At 70.8% G+C, this 15987-nt stretch carries 12 protein-coding genes; 4 read left to right on the top strand and 8 right to left on the bottom strand.

Annotation, left to right across the window (positions count from 1 at the left end):
• Window positions 1-64: 64 nt before the first annotated feature.
• From ACX12L_RS07370 to ACX12L_RS07355, 4 genes are all read right to left on the bottom strand, one after another.
• Window positions 65-4768: an ATP-dependent helicase gene (locus ACX12L_RS07370; RefSeq protein WP_459262021.1), complete on the bottom strand. Its 4704-nt coding sequence runs from the start codon at window positions 4766-4768 to the stop codon at window positions 65-67.
• Between the two features lie 136 nt (window positions 4769-4904).
• Window positions 4905-6728 carry a TRAP transporter large permease gene (locus ACX12L_RS07365; protein WP_459262020.1) on the bottom strand — a complete coding sequence of 608 codons (1824 nt, stop codon included), beginning with the start codon at window positions 6726-6728 and terminating at the stop codon, window positions 4905-4907.
• An 18-nt stretch (window positions 6729-6746) separates the two neighbouring features.
• The gene (locus ACX12L_RS07360) at window positions 6747-7355 is read right to left on the bottom strand and encodes a TRAP transporter small permease subunit (RefSeq protein ID WP_459262019.1); all 609 of its coding nucleotides are present in this window, start codon (window positions 7353-7355) and stop codon (window positions 6747-6749) included.
• A 341-nt stretch (window positions 7356-7696) separates the two neighbouring features.
• Entirely contained in the window at window positions 7697-8656 is a 960-nt protein-coding gene (locus ACX12L_RS07355; RefSeq protein WP_459262018.1) for an inositol monophosphatase family protein, read from the bottom strand.
• Between the two features lie 148 nt (window positions 8657-8804).
• On the opposite strand from ACX12L_RS07355, the gene ACX12L_RS07350 reads away from it, so the two are divergent.
• The 3 genes from ACX12L_RS07350 (at window position 8805) to ACX12L_RS07340 (ending at window position 11157) form a co-directional block, all read left to right on the top strand.
• A complete protein-coding gene (locus tag ACX12L_RS07350; protein WP_459262017.1) occupies window positions 8805-9587 on the top strand; it encodes an RNA methyltransferase in 783 nt (260 codons plus the stop codon).
• Between the two features lie 38 nt (window positions 9588-9625).
• Complete coding sequence (cysE, locus tag ACX12L_RS07345; protein ID WP_459262016.1) at window positions 9626-10417, top strand: serine O-acetyltransferase; 792 nt, start codon at window positions 9626-9628, stop codon at window positions 10415-10417.
• Window positions 10418-10491: 74 nt separating this feature from the next.
• Window positions 10492-11157 (top strand): nitroreductase, encoded by a 666-nt coding sequence (locus ACX12L_RS07340; protein ID WP_459262015.1) that lies wholly within the window; start codon window positions 10492-10494, stop codon window positions 11155-11157.
• Between the two features lie 33 nt (window positions 11158-11190).
• Here ACX12L_RS07340 and ACX12L_RS07335 read toward each other — a convergent pair whose 3' ends face one another.
• From ACX12L_RS07335 to yjgA, 3 genes are all read right to left on the bottom strand, one after another.
• A complete protein-coding gene (locus tag ACX12L_RS07335) occupies window positions 11191-12288 on the bottom strand; it encodes an NAD(P)-dependent alcohol dehydrogenase (RefSeq protein WP_459262014.1) in 1098 nt (365 codons plus the stop codon).
• Between the two features lie 83 nt (window positions 12289-12371).
• Complete coding sequence (mog, locus tag ACX12L_RS07330; protein ID WP_459262013.1) at window positions 12372-12971, bottom strand: molybdopterin adenylyltransferase; 600 nt, start codon at window positions 12969-12971, stop codon at window positions 12372-12374.
• Window positions 12968-13636 carry a ribosome biogenesis factor YjgA gene (gene yjgA, locus ACX12L_RS07325; RefSeq protein WP_459262012.1) on the bottom strand — a complete coding sequence of 223 codons (669 nt, stop codon included), beginning with the start codon at window positions 13634-13636 and terminating at the stop codon, window positions 12968-12970. Before yjgA ends, mog begins: the two co-directional genes overlap by 4 nt.
• 94 nt (window positions 13637-13730) lie before the next feature.
• Here yjgA and pmbA point away from each other — a divergent pair, with 94 nt between their 5' ends.
• Window positions 13731-15152 (top strand): metalloprotease PmbA, encoded by a 1422-nt coding sequence (pmbA, locus tag ACX12L_RS07320; RefSeq protein ID WP_459262011.1) that lies wholly within the window; start codon window positions 13731-13733, stop codon window positions 15150-15152.
• Between the two features lie 12 nt (window positions 15153-15164).
• Here the strand turns inward: pmbA and ACX12L_RS07315 are convergent, their stop codons facing one another.
• A complete protein-coding gene (locus tag ACX12L_RS07315; RefSeq protein ID WP_459262010.1) occupies window positions 15165-15806 on the bottom strand; it encodes a glycoside hydrolase family 19 protein in 642 nt (213 codons plus the stop codon).
• Window positions 15807-15987: the final 181 nt, after the last annotated feature.

Below are 15987 nucleotides of genomic sequence, written 5' to 3'. Positions count from 1 at the left end.
GCACCGTGCCCGCCGCCCATGGAAGAACCGCGGCCCCGGCCGCGGTTTTTCGTTTCCGCGCAAGTCACCCGTACCAGCTGAGCCCCTTGGGCACGCGGGAAAAACCCGCCTCGCGCAGCAGCCCGAGCAGCGGGTGCCTGCCGACCGGCTGTTCGTCGACGGTCTCGATGGTGAAGCGGCCGCGCTTCTCGCGCCCCAGCGCGTGGACCAGCGCCTGCAGCGCATGCGCGAGCGCCGTGCGCTCGTCCGCGCGCTCGGCGTCCAGCCAGGTCAGCAGCTGGCGCCTGCCCGGCGTGAGGTAGAGCGCCAGCCTGCCGCCGCAGAGCACGACGATGCCGCCGCTGCGCCGCTGGGGGCGTATGCCCAGGCGGTGCGCGGGCCAGGCGAGGGCCGCGCCGAACGGGTTGGCCGGGTCCAGCACCGAAAGCGCGACGGCCAGCGGCTGAGCCGCCTGCAGCTGCGTCAGCTCGCGCAGCCGCTCGATGGCCGCCTTGTCGGCGAACTGGGCCGCGCCCAGGCCGTCCACGAACCTGCCCCGCAGCACGCGGCCCGCGTCCTCCATGGCGCGCAGCACGGGCCGCAATGCCGGCAGCCCGCCCGGCACGTTCTCCGCCATGACGGCGGAGCGCGTGACGATGCCGTGGCGGTCGAGCAGGCCCTCGGCCAGCGCGAAGGCGCGCCCGGTATCGCTGGATGCAGGGCGCTGCACGAGGGACCAGCGGCCCGCGAGCGTGGGGTCTCCCAGCGCAATGCCCGAATGGCCCGCATGTTCCGGCGCATCCGGCGGCTGCGGCCGGCCCCGCATGCGCCACGAGCGGCGCTGCAGGCGCACGGTCTCGGCGCGGCGCGATCCGTGCGGGGACGTCGACGCGCGCAAGGGCTGCCAGCCGTCGCTGGTGACGTAGCCGCCCCAGGCCAGCTGCCAGAGCGCGGCATGCAGCTGCGCGGGATCGGCGTCCACATGCTGGGCGATCTGGCGCGCGAGGAAGGCGCCGCCGCGCCCCAGCACGTCGAGAATGGCCTGCCGCAGCCCGGTGGGCGCATCGCCGCCCGCCTCCGGCTGCGGGGCCAGCGTGTCGGCCGCCATCTCGCTCAGGTGCAGCGACACCAGGCCGTCGCCATCGCCCGCCGCGCCATGGCCGGCCCAGACCGCCTCGCCGGATGCCAGCAGCTCGTCCAGCATGAAGGGCCGGTAGTCGCGCACGCGCGCCGGCAGGACCAGGCCCTCCCATTGCGACGCCGGCAGCGGCAGCCCCGCCAGCTGCTCCAGCACGCGCGCCACGCCGGCGGTGCCCTCCAGCGTCCCTTGCGCGAAGGGCGGCGCGTCGTTCGCCGCGCGGGCCGTCAGCTCCGGCACCAATGCCTGCCGCTCCAGCACGAGCTGGACGTAGGCGTGCTGCGCGGCGGGCTTCGCGGCCTCCCGCGCCGCCTGCAGCGAGCGCTGGCGCAGGCGGCGCAGCACGTCCTCGGCCACCCATTCGTGCCGCGCGGCGGGGCCTTGCGCAAGCCTGTGCGCATCCTGCGCGCGCAGGTGGCGCTCCACGCCGAAGCTGCCCTTGAGCACCTTGCCCTGGGCCTGCAGCCGTTCGAGCGCCTCGTCGGCCACGGCGGCGCCCAGCCCGAAATGCCGCGCCACCTCGCCCGTGGTGAAGGGCCCGTGGGTGCGCGCATACCGGGCGACGAGGTCCCGCAGCGGATCGGGCACGGGCTCGCGGAACGCCTTCGGGACGCCCGCGGGCAGCCGGGCGCCCAGCGCGTCGCGAAGCCGCGCCGCGTCCTCGATGGCCGCCCAGCGCTCTTCGCCCGCCACCGTGGCGCGCATGGCGCGGTGCGCCGCTTCGAGCCCGCCCAGCCATGCCGCCACGGCGGCCGGGTCCTGCTGCGCCGTTCTTTGCACGATGGCGTCCGGCGCGAGCGGGCCGAGCTCGCGCAGCAGGTCCGCCACCCCTTCCATGCCGGATGCCCTGCGCTGCGCTGCGATGCGCTGCAGTTCCAGGCCCATCTGCTCCACCACGACGGGGTCGAGGATCTCGCCCATGTCCACCTGGCCCAGCAGGTCCGCGAGCAGGCCGCTGTCGAGCGAGAGCACCGAGGCGCGCCGCTCCGCCAGCGGCGCGTCGCCCTCGTACATGAACTCGGCCACGTAGCCGAAAAGCAGGTCCGCGGCGAAGGGGGAGGGGACTTCCGTGGTGACTTCCAGCATGCGGATGCCGCCGTCCGCGAGCCGCCGCATGAGCGCGCCCAGGGCCGGCAGGTCGTAGACGTCCTGCAGGCATTCCCGCGCCGTTTCGATGAGGATGGGGAAGTCGGGATACCCGCGCGCGATCTCCAGCAGCTGCCCCGCGCGCAGGCGCTGCTGCCACAGCGGCGAGCGCTTGCCCGGGCTGCGCCTGGGCAGCAGCAGCGCGCGCGCGGCGCACTCGCGAAAGCGCGCGGCGAACAGGGACGAGGTCCCCACGGCCTCGGCCACGATGCGCTGCACGGCCTCGGCGTCGAAGAGGAAAAGCTCCGCGCCGGGCGTGCGCCCCTCCATGTCCGGGATGCGCGCGATGATGCCGTCGTCGCCCGCCACCACGGACGGGTCCACGTTCAGGCGCTGGCGGATGCGCTGCGCGATGGCCAGCGCCCAGGGGGCGTGCACGCGCTGGCCGTAGGGCGAATGCAGCATGACGCGCCAGTCCCCGCCCTCGTCGCGGCAGCGCTCGATGACCAGGGTGCGGTCGGTAGGCAACGCGCCGGTGGCCTCGCGCTGCTGCGCGGCGAGCCGGAGGATGTTGGCGATGGCGTTGGCGTCCAGGCCCGCGGCCTCCAGCGCGGCATGGGCGTCGCGGGGCGCGGCATCCACCTCGCGCAGGAATGCGCCGATGGCCTCGCCCAGCTCCACGGGGCGTCCCAGCCCCTCGCCGCGCCAGAACGGAAGCCGCGCGGACCGGCCGGGCGCGGGAACGACGATCACCTGGTCGTGCGTGATCTGCTGGATGCGCCAGGAGGTCGCGCCCAGGGTGATGATGTCGTTCACGCGGGATTCGTAGACCATCTCCTCGTCCAGCTCGCCCACGCGGCGCGCGCCCGCCTTTTCCTCGCCCTCGGGCAGCATGACGGTGAACATGCCGCGGTCGGGAATGGTGCCGCCGCTGACGACGGCCAGGCTCTTCGCGCCCGGGCGCGCGCCGAGCTGCCCGCCGATCCGGTCCCAGACGAGGCGCGGGCGGAACTCGGCGAACTCGTCGGACGGGTAGCGCCCGGCCAGCATGTCCAGCGTGGCATCGAACGCGCTGCGCGGCAGCGCGCGGAACGGGTCGGCCCTGCGCACGAGGGCGTACCAGTCGTCCACGTGCATGGCGTCCATCGCGACGGCCGCCACGGTCTGCTGCGCCAGCACGTCGAGCGGGTTGCGGGGCGGCTCGATGGCTTCGAGCTCTCCCGCCAGCATGCGGCGCACGGTCACGGCGGCATCGACCAGCTCGCGCCGCGTGCGCGGGTAGACCAGGCCGCGGGACGTACCGCCCACCTGGTGCCCCGCACGCCCCACGCGCTGCAGGGCGCTCGCGACCGAGGGCGGCGCGGCCACCTGGATCACCAGGTCCACCAGGCCCATGTCGATGCCCAGCTCCAGGCTGGAGGTGGCCACCACGCACCGCAGCGCCCCGGACTTGAGCGCGTCCTCGATGTCGCTGCGCTGCTCCTTGGAGACCGAGCCGTGGTGCGAGCGCGCGATCAGGGGCGGGGCGCCGTCCGTCCGGCTGCCCGTGCCGCCGCTGGAGGACGGGTACTGCTCCGCCGCGGGGGCGCCGTCCTGCCGCGGGATCTGCATGCGCTCGGCGTACAGCGCGTTCAGCCGCGCCGTCAGCTTCTCCGCGGCGCCGCGGGAGTTGGCGAACACGATGGTCGAGCGGCGCGAGAGCACCTGCTCCAGGATGCTGGCTTCCACGTGCGGCCAGATCGATCCCGCGGTGCCGGACTCGTCGCGCGCCGGGATGTCCGCCATGTCCCGCACCGGCACCACGATCCTGAGTTCCAGCCTGCGGCCGGCCGGCGGGTTCACCACGGTGGTCGGCCGCGCCCCGCCCAGAAAGGCCGCCACGCGGTCCACGGGCCGCACGGTGGCGGAGAGGCCCACGCGCTGGGCCGGGCGATCGAGCAGGGCGTCGAGCCGCTCCAGGCTCAGCGCCATGTGCGACCCGCGCTTGGTGCCCGCGACCGCGTGCACCTCGTCGACGATGACCGTGCGCACGCCGCGCAGCGTCTCGCGCGCCTTCGACGTGAGCATGAGGTAGAGCGATTCGGGCGTGGTGATCAGGATGTCGGGCGGCCTGCGCAGGAGCGCCGCGCGCTGCGCGCTGGGGGTGTCGCCCGTGCGCATGCCCACCGTGATCTCCACGGCCGGGTCCTCGCAGCGCGCGCGCTGCGCGCCCACGCCGTCGAGCGGCAGGCGCAGGTTGCGCTGCACGTCGGCGCCCAGCGCCTTGATGGGCGAGATGTAGAGCACGCGGGTGGCCGCCCCGGGCGCGCCCGCGGCATCGGCCGCGGCCCCGTCCTTCTCCGCGAACAGCCGGTCTATGGCGTGCAGGAACGCCGCGAGCGTCTTGCCGGAGCCCGTCGGGGCGATGACCAGCGCGCATTCGCCGCCGCGGATCACGTCCCACGCGGCCTCCTGCACGGGCGTGGGCGCGCCGAAGGCCGACGCGAACCAGGCGCGCGTGGCCGGCGTGAACGGCTCCAGCGCCCGTGCCGCCCCCTGCCTGCTGCCTTTACCGGTGTGCGCCATTTCCCTGTCGACCGTTGAACATGCCCTGATGGTCGCGCAGCCGGCGCGCATCCACAACAGGCGTTGCCGAAAATGCAAACGCCCGATGCGGTGCACCGGGCGTCGCCGTTGGCTGGGCGGCTCCGGCCGCGGCCGGTCAGCGCTTGCCTGCCGCTTCCTGCAGGGCCTTGACCGGGTCGTCGGCCTCGGAGGAGGGTTCTGCGGCGGCATCGCTCGCGGGCGGCTCCAGGCCCGGCACGGGGGTGGCGTCGGTATCGCCCTTGTTCTCTTCGCTGCCCTCGGCGTCGGGTTCGCCGGAGTTCAGCTCCTGCTGGTTCAGGTTCTCCAGCATCTGCGAGCCCACGGCGTTCATGTCCACGTCCACCTTCTTGTCCAGCTGGCTCGTCACCAGGCCGGGGAAGGCGATCAGGATGGCCACCATGGTCAGCTGCAGGATCAGGAAGGGAATCGCGCCCTTGTAGATCTGCATCGTCGTCACCGGCGCGATGGTCTTGCCCGTGACATGGTCCACGTAGGGCTTTTCGGGCGCGACCGAGCGCAGGAAGAACAGCGCGAAGCCGAAGGGCGGGTGCATGAACGAGGTCTGCATGTTGACCGCCAGCAGCACGCCGAACCAGACCAGGTCGATGCCCATCTTGTCGGCGATGGGCGCGAGCAGCGGCACCACGATGAAGGACAGCTCGAAGAAGTCCAGGAAGAACGCCAGCACGAAGATCATGACGTTCACGAACACCAGGAAGCCCACCTGGCCGCCGGGCAGCTGCGCCAGCAGGTGCTCCACCCACACCGGGCCGTCGGCGGCCTGGAACACCATGCTGAAGAAGGTGGCGCCGATCAGGATGAACATGACGAAGGACGACAGCTTGGTCGTCGTGGCCAGCGCCTGCTTGAACAGCGACATGTTGAGGCGCCCGCGCGACGCCGCCATGACGATGGCGCCCATGGCGCCCATGGCGCCGCCCTCGGTGGGGGTGGCCACGCCCAGGAAGATGGTGCCCAGCACCAGGAAGATCAGCAGCAGCGGCGGGATCAGCACGAAGGTCACGCGCTCGGCCAGCCTGGACAGCAGGCCCAGGCGGGTGACGCGGTTGGCCAGGGCGATCAGCCAGGCCACGAAGGTGCCGCCGCACATGGCGACGACGATCTTCTCGTCCGTGGGCACGAACTCCACCAGCTCGCCCTGCCACCAGGTGTGCACGGCCTCCATGTTCTGCGCCAGCACCACGGCCACCACGGTGGACAGCAGGACCAGCAGGGCCAGCGAGGTGTAGCCCGCACTGCCGTTGGGCTCGCGCAGGGTGCGCGCCTCGGGCGGCAGCGCCGGCGCCATCTTGGGCTTGAAGATGGCCAGCGCGACCACCCACAGCACGTACAGGCCCACCAGCGCGAAGCCGGGCACGAAGGCGCCCTTGTACATGTCGCCCACGCTTTTGCCGAGCTGGTCGGCCAGCACGATCAGCACCAGCGACGGCGGAATGATCTGCGCCAGCGTGCCCGACGCGGCGATCACGCCGCTGGCCAGGCTGCGGTCATAGCCGTAGCGCAGCATGATGGGCAGCGAGATCAGGCCCATGGAGATCACCGACGCGGCGACCACGCCCGTGGTGGCCGCCAGCATGGCGCCGACGAGGATCACGGCCAGCGCGAGGCCGCCGCGCAGAGGGCCGAACACCTGGCCCACGGAGTCGAGCAGGTCCTCGGCCATGCCGCTGCGCTCCAGTATCAGGCCCATGAGCGTGAAGAAGGGAACGGCCAGCAGCGTCTCGTTGGCCATGATGCCGATCAGGCGCTGCGGCAGCCAGGCCAGGATGGAGGCGGGAAAGACGCCCAGCTCGATGCCGAGCAGGCCGAAGAACAGTCCGCAGGCCCCCAGGCTGAAGGCCACGGGAAAGCCCAGAATCAGAAAGCACAGCAGTCCCCCGAACATGAGCGGGGCGAAATTGGCGGCGATGAACTCCATGATCTAGATCGCTCTCGTTCAGTGGGCGTGGGGGGCGGATGCGGCAGCGGCGGCCTGCTGGCGCAGGACCTCGGCGAGTTCCTCCTCGGCCGTCTTCTCGCCGTGCTTGACCATCGGGTCCGGCCCCTGGCCCTTGAGGAAGGCGATGCACTTGATCAGCTCGGACCAGCCCTGCAGCAGCAGCAGCACGAAGCCCACGGGCAGGGCGGCCCACACCGGCCAGCGGACCAGCCCGCCGGGGTTGGGCGACATTTCGCCCGACGCGAACTTCTCGCCCAGCATGGGAATGCTCAGCCACAGCACCAGGAGGCAGATGGGGGTCAGGAAGAAGACGAACCCCAGGATTTCTATCCACAGCTGCGCCTTCTTGGGCAGCCGGCTGTTGAGCACGTCGATGCGCACATGCTCGCGGTGCAGCAGGGTGTAGCCGGCGGCGATCAGGAAGGACCAGGCGAACAGGTACCACTGCACTTCCAGGAAGCCGTTGGAACTGTAGTTGAAGGCCTTGCGGACGATGGCGTTGATGGCGCTGATGGCCGTGGCCGCAAAAATCAGCCAGATGCAGTATTTGCCGACGAAGGCGTTGAGTTTGTCGATGGCCCGCGATAGGGCGAGTAAGGCCTGCATGGTGTCTCCAGGATGAGGGCGGGGCACGCGGCTCTGGCCGCATGCGGGGTGGGCGTGCGCCAGATCCGGTCGCAGAACGGGGGCGCCGCCTCGACGGGAGCCGAGCGCGTATACACGTTCTTACAAGGGCCGCATTCTACGGAGTTGCAGAGGACGGTGCAGGAAAGCTTGGGCGGCGGCATGCCCGGGTTTGTACCGCTTCGATGCTATTAAATTTGGTGATGCCAGGGGCTGCCGGGCGGCGTGCGCCACGCGCCGGGGCCGGGTATCGGCCTATATGGAAAAACGGCCACCAGCGCTTTCCGGGCAAGCGCTGGCAGCTATGGTTCTGGTAGTGCGGTTCAGGGGGCGGCGCTCGGCCGGGTCTGCGTGTCCTCGGCCGCGCTGTCCGGGTGCGTGGTGGCGTCAGTCTCGGCTTCTGCTGCCGGGCCGTCGGCGGCGCCGTCCGCGCCGTTCGCCAGCGCCTGGCGCACGGCGGCCTTGTCGCCGGCGCTGGCGAACTTGCTGTACTTGCCCAGCAGGCCCACCAGCTGGCCGTAGATGCGGGGGGCGCCGGCCAGGCATTCGCGCTGCTCCAGGAAGTCGGCCTCGCCCGTGAAGTTGCCCACCAGGCCGCCGGCCTCGGTCACCAGCAGGCTGCCGGCGGCCACGTCCCAGATCGACAGGCCGGACTCGAAGAAGCCGTCGCTGTAGCCCGCGGCCACGTAGGCCAGGTCCAGCGCGGCGGCGCCGGGGCGGCGCAGGCCGGCGGTGCGCGGCATCAGTTCGGCCATCATGGCCATGTATTGCTTGAAGTTGTCGCCCGGGCGGAACGGAAAGCCCGTGGAGATCAGGCAGTCGCCCAGGCGCGTGCGCTTGGAGACGCGGATGCGCCGCTCGTTCAGGAAGGCGCCGCGCCCGCGCGTGGTTGTGAACAGGTCGTTGCGCGTGGGGTCGTAGACCACTGCGTGCTCCACCTTGCCCTTGACGGCCAGCGCGATGCTCACGCAATAGACGGGAAAGCCGTGGATGAAGTTGGTCGTGCCGTCCAGCGGATCGATGATCCAGACGTACTCGGAATGCTTGGAGCCGTGCTGCGAGCCCGATTCCTCGGCCAGGATGCCGTGGCCGGGGTAGGCGGTGAGCAGGGTCTCGATGATGGCCTGCTCCGCCGCATGGTCCACCTCGGTCACGAAGTCGTTGATCTGCTTTTGCGAGATGCGCACCGCCTCCACGTCGAGGGCCGCGCGGTTGATGATGGCGCCGGCGGCGCGGGCGGCCTTGATGGCCACGTTGAGCATGGGGTGCAGATTGGACGACATAGGTTGTGACTAAGGAGCGGGGGCGGCTCGTGGCCGGAACGCGCGAGCCGGCGATGCGGGCGCAAAACGCGCATTTTAGCCGGCCGGCGCGCTTGCGGCGACAATCGCGGGCTGCCCGCATGCCGCGGCCCACGGTGCCCTTGCCCTCATGAAAACCCGCTTCATCCTCATCCAGACCAGCCATGCCGGCAACGTGGGCGCCGCCGCGCGCGCCATGAAGACCATGGATTTCGACGACCTGGTGCTGGTGGCGCCGCGCTGGCCCAACGTGCTGCGCAAGGAGGAAACCATCCAGCGCGCGAGCGGCGCGCTGGACGTGCTGGAGAACGCGCGCATCGTCGCCACGCTCGATGAAGCCCTGGACGGAATCAGCCACCTGTGCGCCACGGCCATGACGCCGCGCGACTTCGGCCCGCCCACGCGCACGCCGCGTGCGCATTTCGATCTGCTACTGAAAAACGAGCTGCCAGCGCTTGATGGGCGGGCGCTGGAGGCCGATTCGGCCATGATCCATGCGCCCGAGACAGGCGTGGCCTTCCTGTTCGGCTCCGAGCGCTTCGGCATGGCCAACGAGGACGTCTACCGCTGCCACGTGGCGCTCTCCATTCCCACCAACCCCGGGTTCGGCTCGCTCAACCTGGGCGCGGCCGTGCAGGTCATCGCCTACGAATGGCGCCAGGCGCTGGGCGGCTTCGGGGTGCCCGAATCCGCGCCCCAGGGCGAGCGCGCCGACGCCGCGCAGGTGGCGGGCATGCTGGCGCACTGGGAGCAGGCGCTCGCCGCCATCGGCTTCCTGGACCCGGCCGCGCCGAAGAAGCTCATGCCGCGCCTGAACCAGCTCTTCAACCGCGCGCAGCTGACGCAGGAGGAAATCCACATCCTGCGCGGTGTCGCCAAGTCCATGCTCCAGGCGGCCAGGCCAAACCGCTAGACTGCGAAGCCTTTTTCCGCCACACCCATTGCCCTTCCATGCTTGCCCGCCTGCGATCCGACGTCCAGTGCATCCTCGACCGCGACCCGGCCGCGCGCAGCCGCTTCGAGGTGGTCACCTGCTACCCGGGCCTGCATGCCATCTGGCTGCACCTGCCCGCGCACTGGTGCTGGATGCACGGCCTGAAGTGGCTGGGGCGCTTCATCTCGCATGTGGCGCGCTGGTTCACGGGCATAGAGATCCACCCGGGCGCGGTCATAGGCGAGCGCGTCTTCATCGACCACGGCATGGGCGTCGTCATCGGCGAGACTGCCGTGGTGGGCGACGGCTGCACCATCTACCACGGCGTGACGCTGGGCGGCACCTCGCTGTACAAGGGCGCCAAGCGCCACCCCACGCTGGGCCGCGACGTGGTGGTGGCCGCGGGGGCCAAGGTGCTGGGCGGCTTCGAGGTGGGCGACGGGGCAAAAATAGGCAGCAACGCCGTGGTCATCAAGCCCGTGCCCGCGGGCGCCACGGCCGTGGGCATACCGGCGCGCATCATCCCCTCCAGGGACGGGCACAGCGCCGACGTGACCGAACCGCACAAGCCCGAGGAAACCACCTTCAGCGCCTATGGCGTGACCGCGCAGCAGGACGACCCGCTGACCCAGGCCATGCGCGGCCTGATCGACAGCGCGGGCGCGCAGGAGCACCAGATCACGCTGCTGTGGCAGGCCATAGAAAAACTCTCGCAGTCCACGCCGCAGGGCAAGGACTGCGTGCCCGGCGACGCCGCCTTGAGCGAGCAGTTCCCGGCCGCCAGGCTCAACGACATCATCGGCAAATAGCCGCCGCCAAGGCGCTGCCGTGCGCGTGGTGCGTGCCGGCTGCCTTGCCATTTTCTTGAAGAAGGGAGACCGCCATGGATGTGACCCAAGCCCTGCGCGAGCGCCGCTCGGTGCGCGCCTTTTTGCCCGACGTGCCGCCCGCCGCGCTGGTGCAGACCCTGCTGCACGAGGCGGCCCAGGCCGCGTCGGGCGGCAACCTGCAGCCCTGGCGCGTGCTGGCGCTGACCGGAGAGCCCTTGCGGCAGGTGCTGGCCGCCGTTTCCGGGGCGCAGCCGGAGGACGGCACCGCCAGCCAGTCCTACCCGCCCAGCCTGTGGGAGCCCTACCGCACGCGCCGCTTCGCCAATGGCGAGGACATGTACCGCGCCATCGGCATTCCGCGCGAGGACAAGGCCGCGCGCCTGGAGCAGCTGGCCAGGAACGCCGAATTCTTCGGCGCCCCCGTGGGCATCTTCGTGTGCGTGGACGAGCGCATGGGCCTGCCGCAGTGGGCGGACCTGGGCATCTACCTGCAGTCCCTGATGCTGCTGGCCGTGCACCATGGCCTGGCCACCTGCGCCCAGGGCTTCTGGCGCCGCTACGCCGGCACGCTGCAGCGCCAACTGGCCCTGCCGGAGCCCTACCACGTGGCCTGCGGCGTGGCCCTGGGCTACGAGGACAAGGCAGCGCCCGTCAACGCGCTGCGCTCCACGCGCGCGCCCTGGGCCGAGTGGGGCGCGCTGCGCGGCTTCGCCGCGTGACGTGCGGCGGGCCCGCGCGGCCCGCCCGGGTCGTCACGGCTTGATGGCGATCTTGAGCACCCCGTCGCGCTGGTGCGAGAACAGGTCGTAGGCCTCCACGATGTCGTCCAGCCTGCGCTGGTGCGTGACCAGCACGCCCAGGTCCAGGCGGTTGGCGGCGATCACGTTCATCAGGCGGCGCATGCGCTCCTTGCCGCCCGGGCACAGCGCGGTGCGGATGGTGTGGTCGCCCAGGCCGGCGGCGAACTGCGCCAGCGGAATGGACAGGTCCTCGGAATACACCCCCAGGCTGGACAGCGTGCCGCCGGGCCGCAGCACCTTCATGGCCTGCGCGAACGTGGCCTGGGTGCCCAGCGCCTCGATGGAGCTGTCCGCGCCCTTGCCGCCCGTGAGCTTCATCACCTCTTCCACCACGTCCACGTTGCGGAAGTTCAGCGTCACGTCGGCGCCCAGCTTCTTGGAAATGCCCAGGCGGTGGTCGTTGCCGTCCACGGCGATGATGGTCGTGGCCCCCAGCAGGCGCGCGCCGGCCGTGGCGCACAGGCCGATGGGCCCCTGGGCGAACACCACCACGGTGTCGCCGATGCGGATGTTGGCGTTCTCCGCGCCCTTGAAGCCGGTGGACATGATGTCCGGGCACATCAGCACCTGCTCGTCGGTGAGGCCGTCGGGGATCGGCGCCAAGTTGGCCTGCGCGTCGGGCACCAGCACGTATTCGGCCTGGGTGCCGTCGATCAGGTTGCCGAAGCGCCAGCCCGCCGTGGCCTTGTAGCCATGGCAGCCGCACAGGCCGCGCGCCGCCAGGTAGCTGCCGTCCTGCGAGGGCGCGCCGTCCTGCGCGGCATAGCTGTTGAAGTTGGGGCAGATGGCGCCGGCGATCACGCGCTGGCCCTCCTGGTAGCCCTGCACGGCGCTGCCGAGTTTCTCGATCACGCCCACGGGCTCGTGGCCCACGGTCAGGCCCTTGGCCACGGGGTACTCGCCCTTGAGGATGTGCACGTCCGTGCCGCAGATGGTGGTGGTGGTGATGCGCACCAGCGCATCGTTGGGGCCCACGTCGGGAATGGGCTTGTCGGCCAGCTCGATGCGGCCCTTGTCCACAAAAACGGCGGCTTTCATCATGGCGGTCATGGGGAGCTCCTTTCACGGGAAAACACCACCATACGCCATGGGTACGGCCGCGGGCGCATGCCGCAGCCGCCAGCTCGGGTATGTCAGCGGCTGCGCACGGCCGTCTTGGGCCGGAAGGCCTTGCAGACCTCGGGCCGCGTCTCCAGGTAGGGGCCGCCAATCAGGTCGATGCAGTAGGGCACGGCGGCGAAGATGCCCGGCACCAGCGGCGTGCCGCCCGCGTCCTTCAGGCCTTCCAGCGTCTCGGCGATGGCCTTGGGCTGGCCCGGCAGGTTGATGATCAGGCTGTTGCCCCGGATCACCGCCACCTGGCGCGACAAAATCGCCGTGGGCACGAACCTGAGCGAGATCTGGCGCATCTGCTCGCCGAAGCCCGGCATCTCCTTGTCGGCCACGGCCAGCGTGGCCTCGGGCGTCACGTCGCGCGGGGCGGGGCCGGTGCCGCCGGTGGTCAGCACCAGCGAGCAGCCTGCATCCACCAGCTCGACGAGCGTGGCGCCGATGCGCTCCTTGTCGTCGGGGATCAGCCGCGGCTCGAAGCTGATGGGGTTGTGCAGCGCGCGCTTGAGCCAGTCGTGCAGCGCGGGCAGGCCCTTGTCCTCGTAGTCGCCGCTGCTGGCGCGGTCGCTGATGGAGACGATGCCGATCTTGACCGGCGCATACTCATGGACGGTGTTCGTCATGGCCTTGGCTCCTCGTGGTGTGTGTCGGGAGAGGCTCCATTGTGGGCCTGCGCGCTTGCCATGTGTTCGCGCACCAGCTGGAACAGCTCGCGGTACGCGCGGCCCTTGCGCGGCGCAAGGCCCTGCGACACGGCGGCCTTGTCCTCGGGCGGCGCGTCCTTGCGCGCCTGGCGTATCAGCGTGCGCATCTGCTGCGTGTCGGTATCCGGAAACTGCTGCAGCCACAGGGGCAGGGCGTCGTCGCCGGCAATCAGGCGGTCGCGCCAGTGCTCGGCCTGGTGCAGCGCCAGCTTCTCGGCCGCCGAGCCGCTGCGCTGCTCGTCCAGCGCCGCGTGGATGGCGGCCACGGTGTCGTCGTCCAGCTTGCGCATGAGCTTGCCGACGAACTGCATCTGCCGGCGCTTGCCCTCGAAATTGGTGATGCGCCGGGCCTCGGCCAGCGCCTCCTGCAGCTTTTCGGGCAGATCGAGGCGTGCGAGCAGGTCCGCGCGCAGCGTGAGCAGCTCGGCGCCCAGCGCCTGCAGCGCCTCCATCTCGCGCTTGAGATCGGTCTTGGTGGCGCCGGTCGTGCCTTTGAGCTCGGCCTTGAGCTGCTGGTCCAGCTCGCTGCCTTCGGCAACGAAATGGCCCTTCACAAAATAGCCTTTTTGGGGTTTGCGTGACATGGTGGGGCAGGGGCGGAAACAGGCCCTGGAGCCGCGTGGCTGCAAGGGCGTACACCGCGCCGGGGCGCGGGCGGCAAGTATCATAGCCGCCGCTATGAACACATCCAGCACCCGCGCCAAGAGCGCCGCACCGGCGCAGCACGCAGCCCGGCCCGAAAGCGGCTTCAGCTACACCCGAGAATTCTTCGAAGGACTGGTAGACCACGCGCTGGCCCACGCCAGGAAGCTGGGCGCCAGCGACGCCGGGGCCGATGCATCCGAGGGCTGCGGCCTGTCGGTCAACGTGCGCAAGGGCGAGCTGGAGACCGTGGAGCGCAACCGCGACAAGTCCCTGGGCGTGACGGTGTACCTGGGCCACCGGCGCGGCAACGCCAGCACCTCGGACTTCTCGCCCGCCGCGGTGGAGCGCACCGTGCAGGCCGCCTACGACATCGCCCGCTTCACGGCCGAAGACCCCGTGGCCGGCCTGCCCGACGAGGCCGACATCGCCCCCCCGGACACCCACCGCGACCTGCAGCTCTTCCACCCCTGGGCCATTACCAGCGAACAGGCCGCGCAGCTGGCGCTGCAGTGCGAGGCCGCGGCCTTCAAGACGCACAGGCGCATCACCAACAGCGAGGGCGCGGGCGTGTCGGCGCAGCAAAGCCACTTCTTCAGCGCCCACACGCGGGGCTTTCGCGGCGGCTACGCCAGCTCGCGCCACAGCATCTCGGTGGCGCCGATAGCCTCGCTGCCCGGGCGCAACGCCGAGATGCAGCGCGACGCCTGGTACACCTCGATGCGCGACGCGCGCGATCTGGCCGCGCCCGAGGCCGTGGGCCGCTACGCCGCCGAGCGCGCCCTGAGCCGCCTGGGCAGCCGCAAGATTCCCACCACCGAATGCCCGGTGCTGTTCGAATCGCCCCTGGCCGCCGGCCTGCTGGGCGGCTTCGTGCAGGCCGTGAGCGGCGGCGCGCTCTACCGCAAGAGCAGCTTCCTGGTCGATTCGCTGGGCAAGCAGGTCTTGGCCGATCACATCGACCTGGCCGAAGACCCCTTCATCCCGGGCGGCAAGGGCAGCTCGCCGTTCGACGAGGAGGGCGTGCGCGTGGCGCCGCGCCAGGTGGTGGAAGCGGGGCGCGTGCAGGGGTACTTCCTCAGCACATATTCCGCGCGCAAGCTCGGCATGAAGACCACGGGCAACGCGGGCGGCTCGCACAACCTGCTGCTGTCCTCGCGCCTCACCCGGCCGGGCGACGACCTGGACGCCATGCTGCGCAAGCTGGGCACGGGCCTGTTCGTCATCGAACTCATGGGCCAGGGCGTGAACTACGTGACGGGCGACTACTCGCGCGGCGCCAGCGGCTTCTGGGTGGAGAATGGCCGGATCGCCTACCCCGTGCACGAGATCACCATCGCCGGCAACCTCAAGGACATGCTGCGCGGCATCGTGGCCGTGGGCGCCGACGCCTACAACTACGGCGCCAAGACCGTGGGCTCCATCCTCATCGACCGCATGAAGGTGGCGGGCAGCTGACCCGCCGCCCCGTCAAGGCCACACGGCCTTGGTGCGCCTGAGCCACTCCCTGCGCTCGGCCAGGCCGATCAGGCCGCCGTTGATGGCCTTGGTCACCTGGGTGATGGAGTCGGCGTCGGCCTTCTCGTTGCAGCCCTTCTGCCGCCACTCGGCCGCGGCGACCTTCACGCACCAGTCGGCGCTGATCACCTCGTCGGGCGTCTGCACGAAATCCGGCGCATCGGGAAAACTGCTCCGCAGTATCCGGGTGGCCTCGCGGTAGCTGTCCTTGCCCGTCAACTGCAGCAGGCCGCGCCCGCGGTAGGTGTATCCATCATTGGGCGCGGTATTGCCCATGCGCCTGCCATACACCTCGTTGGCCAGTTTCTGCGGGTTGTGCGCATAGGCGGCAGGATCGAGCGGCCCCGTGGGCCGGAACCTGCTGGGCCACACCTTGGGCAGGCGCTCGGCGCTGTAGTTCAGGTTCTCGAACTGGATGGTGAGCCCGCCGCACTCGTGCAGCAGCTGCGCCATGAAGTGCGCCATGCGCAGCGGCGAATCGGAAATCCCGAACAAATCCAGCACCGTCTGCGCATTGGCAAACGCCTCGCGGTAGCTCGACCGGGCACTGGGGGCCAGCGTGGCAATGTCATGCTCCGTGATCTGAACCGTCATCTCGAGCCTCCTGTCAGCACAGTGGTGAAAGGTTGCCGGGCGCTGCTGCGCCCAAATGCGTGGCCGGGCTTTCCGGCGGTTGGCGCATCGTTGCGTGGGCCAACCCATGCGGGCGCAGCATGGCACGCTCAATAGGATGCTGGCAAGTGCTTGCAAACAAGGCGCGGCAGGCGGTGCGCGA

Source organism: Alicycliphilus sp. T452 (genome assembly GCF_054512775.1).
Note: the sequence above shows the minus strand (reverse complement) of the source record. Positions and strands in the feature narration are given on the sequence as shown.

Excerpts from the sequence above, each read along its gene's own strand:
- ACX12L_RS07370 (WP_459262021.1), bottom strand. The coding sequence starts at position 4,768 with ATGGCGCACACCGGTAAAGGCAGCAGGCAGGGGGCGGCACGGGCGCTG.
- ACX12L_RS07365 (WP_459262020.1), bottom strand. The coding sequence starts at position 6,728 with ATGGAGTTCATCGCCGCCAATTTCGCCCCGCTCATGTTCGGGGGACTG.
- ACX12L_RS07360 (WP_459262019.1), bottom strand. The coding sequence starts at position 7,355 with ATGCAGGCCTTACTCGCCCTATCGCGGGCCATCGACAAACTCAACGCC.
- ACX12L_RS07355 (WP_459262018.1), bottom strand. The coding sequence starts at position 8,656 with ATGTCGTCCAATCTGCACCCCATGCTCAACGTGGCCATCAAGGCCGCC.
- ACX12L_RS07350 (WP_459262017.1), top strand. The coding sequence starts at position 8,805 with ATGAAAACCCGCTTCATCCTCATCCAGACCAGCCATGCCGGCAACGTG.
- cysE (WP_459262016.1), top strand. The coding sequence starts at position 9,626 with ATGCTTGCCCGCCTGCGATCCGACGTCCAGTGCATCCTCGACCGCGAC.
- ACX12L_RS07340 (WP_459262015.1), top strand. The coding sequence starts at position 10,492 with ATGGATGTGACCCAAGCCCTGCGCGAGCGCCGCTCGGTGCGCGCCTTT.
- ACX12L_RS07335 (WP_459262014.1), bottom strand. The coding sequence starts at position 12,288 with ATGACCGCCATGATGAAAGCCGCCGTTTTTGTGGACAAGGGCCGCATC.
- mog (WP_459262013.1), bottom strand. The coding sequence starts at position 12,971 with ATGACGAACACCGTCCATGAGTATGCGCCGGTCAAGATCGGCATCGTC.
- yjgA (WP_459262012.1), bottom strand. The coding sequence starts at position 13,636 with ATGTCACGCAAACCCCAAAAAGGCTATTTTGTGAAGGGCCATTTCGTT.
- pmbA (WP_459262011.1), top strand. The coding sequence starts at position 13,731 with ATGAACACATCCAGCACCCGCGCCAAGAGCGCCGCACCGGCGCAGCAC.
- ACX12L_RS07315 (WP_459262010.1), bottom strand. The coding sequence starts at position 15,806 with ATGACGGTTCAGATCACGGAGCATGACATTGCCACGCTGGCCCCCAGT.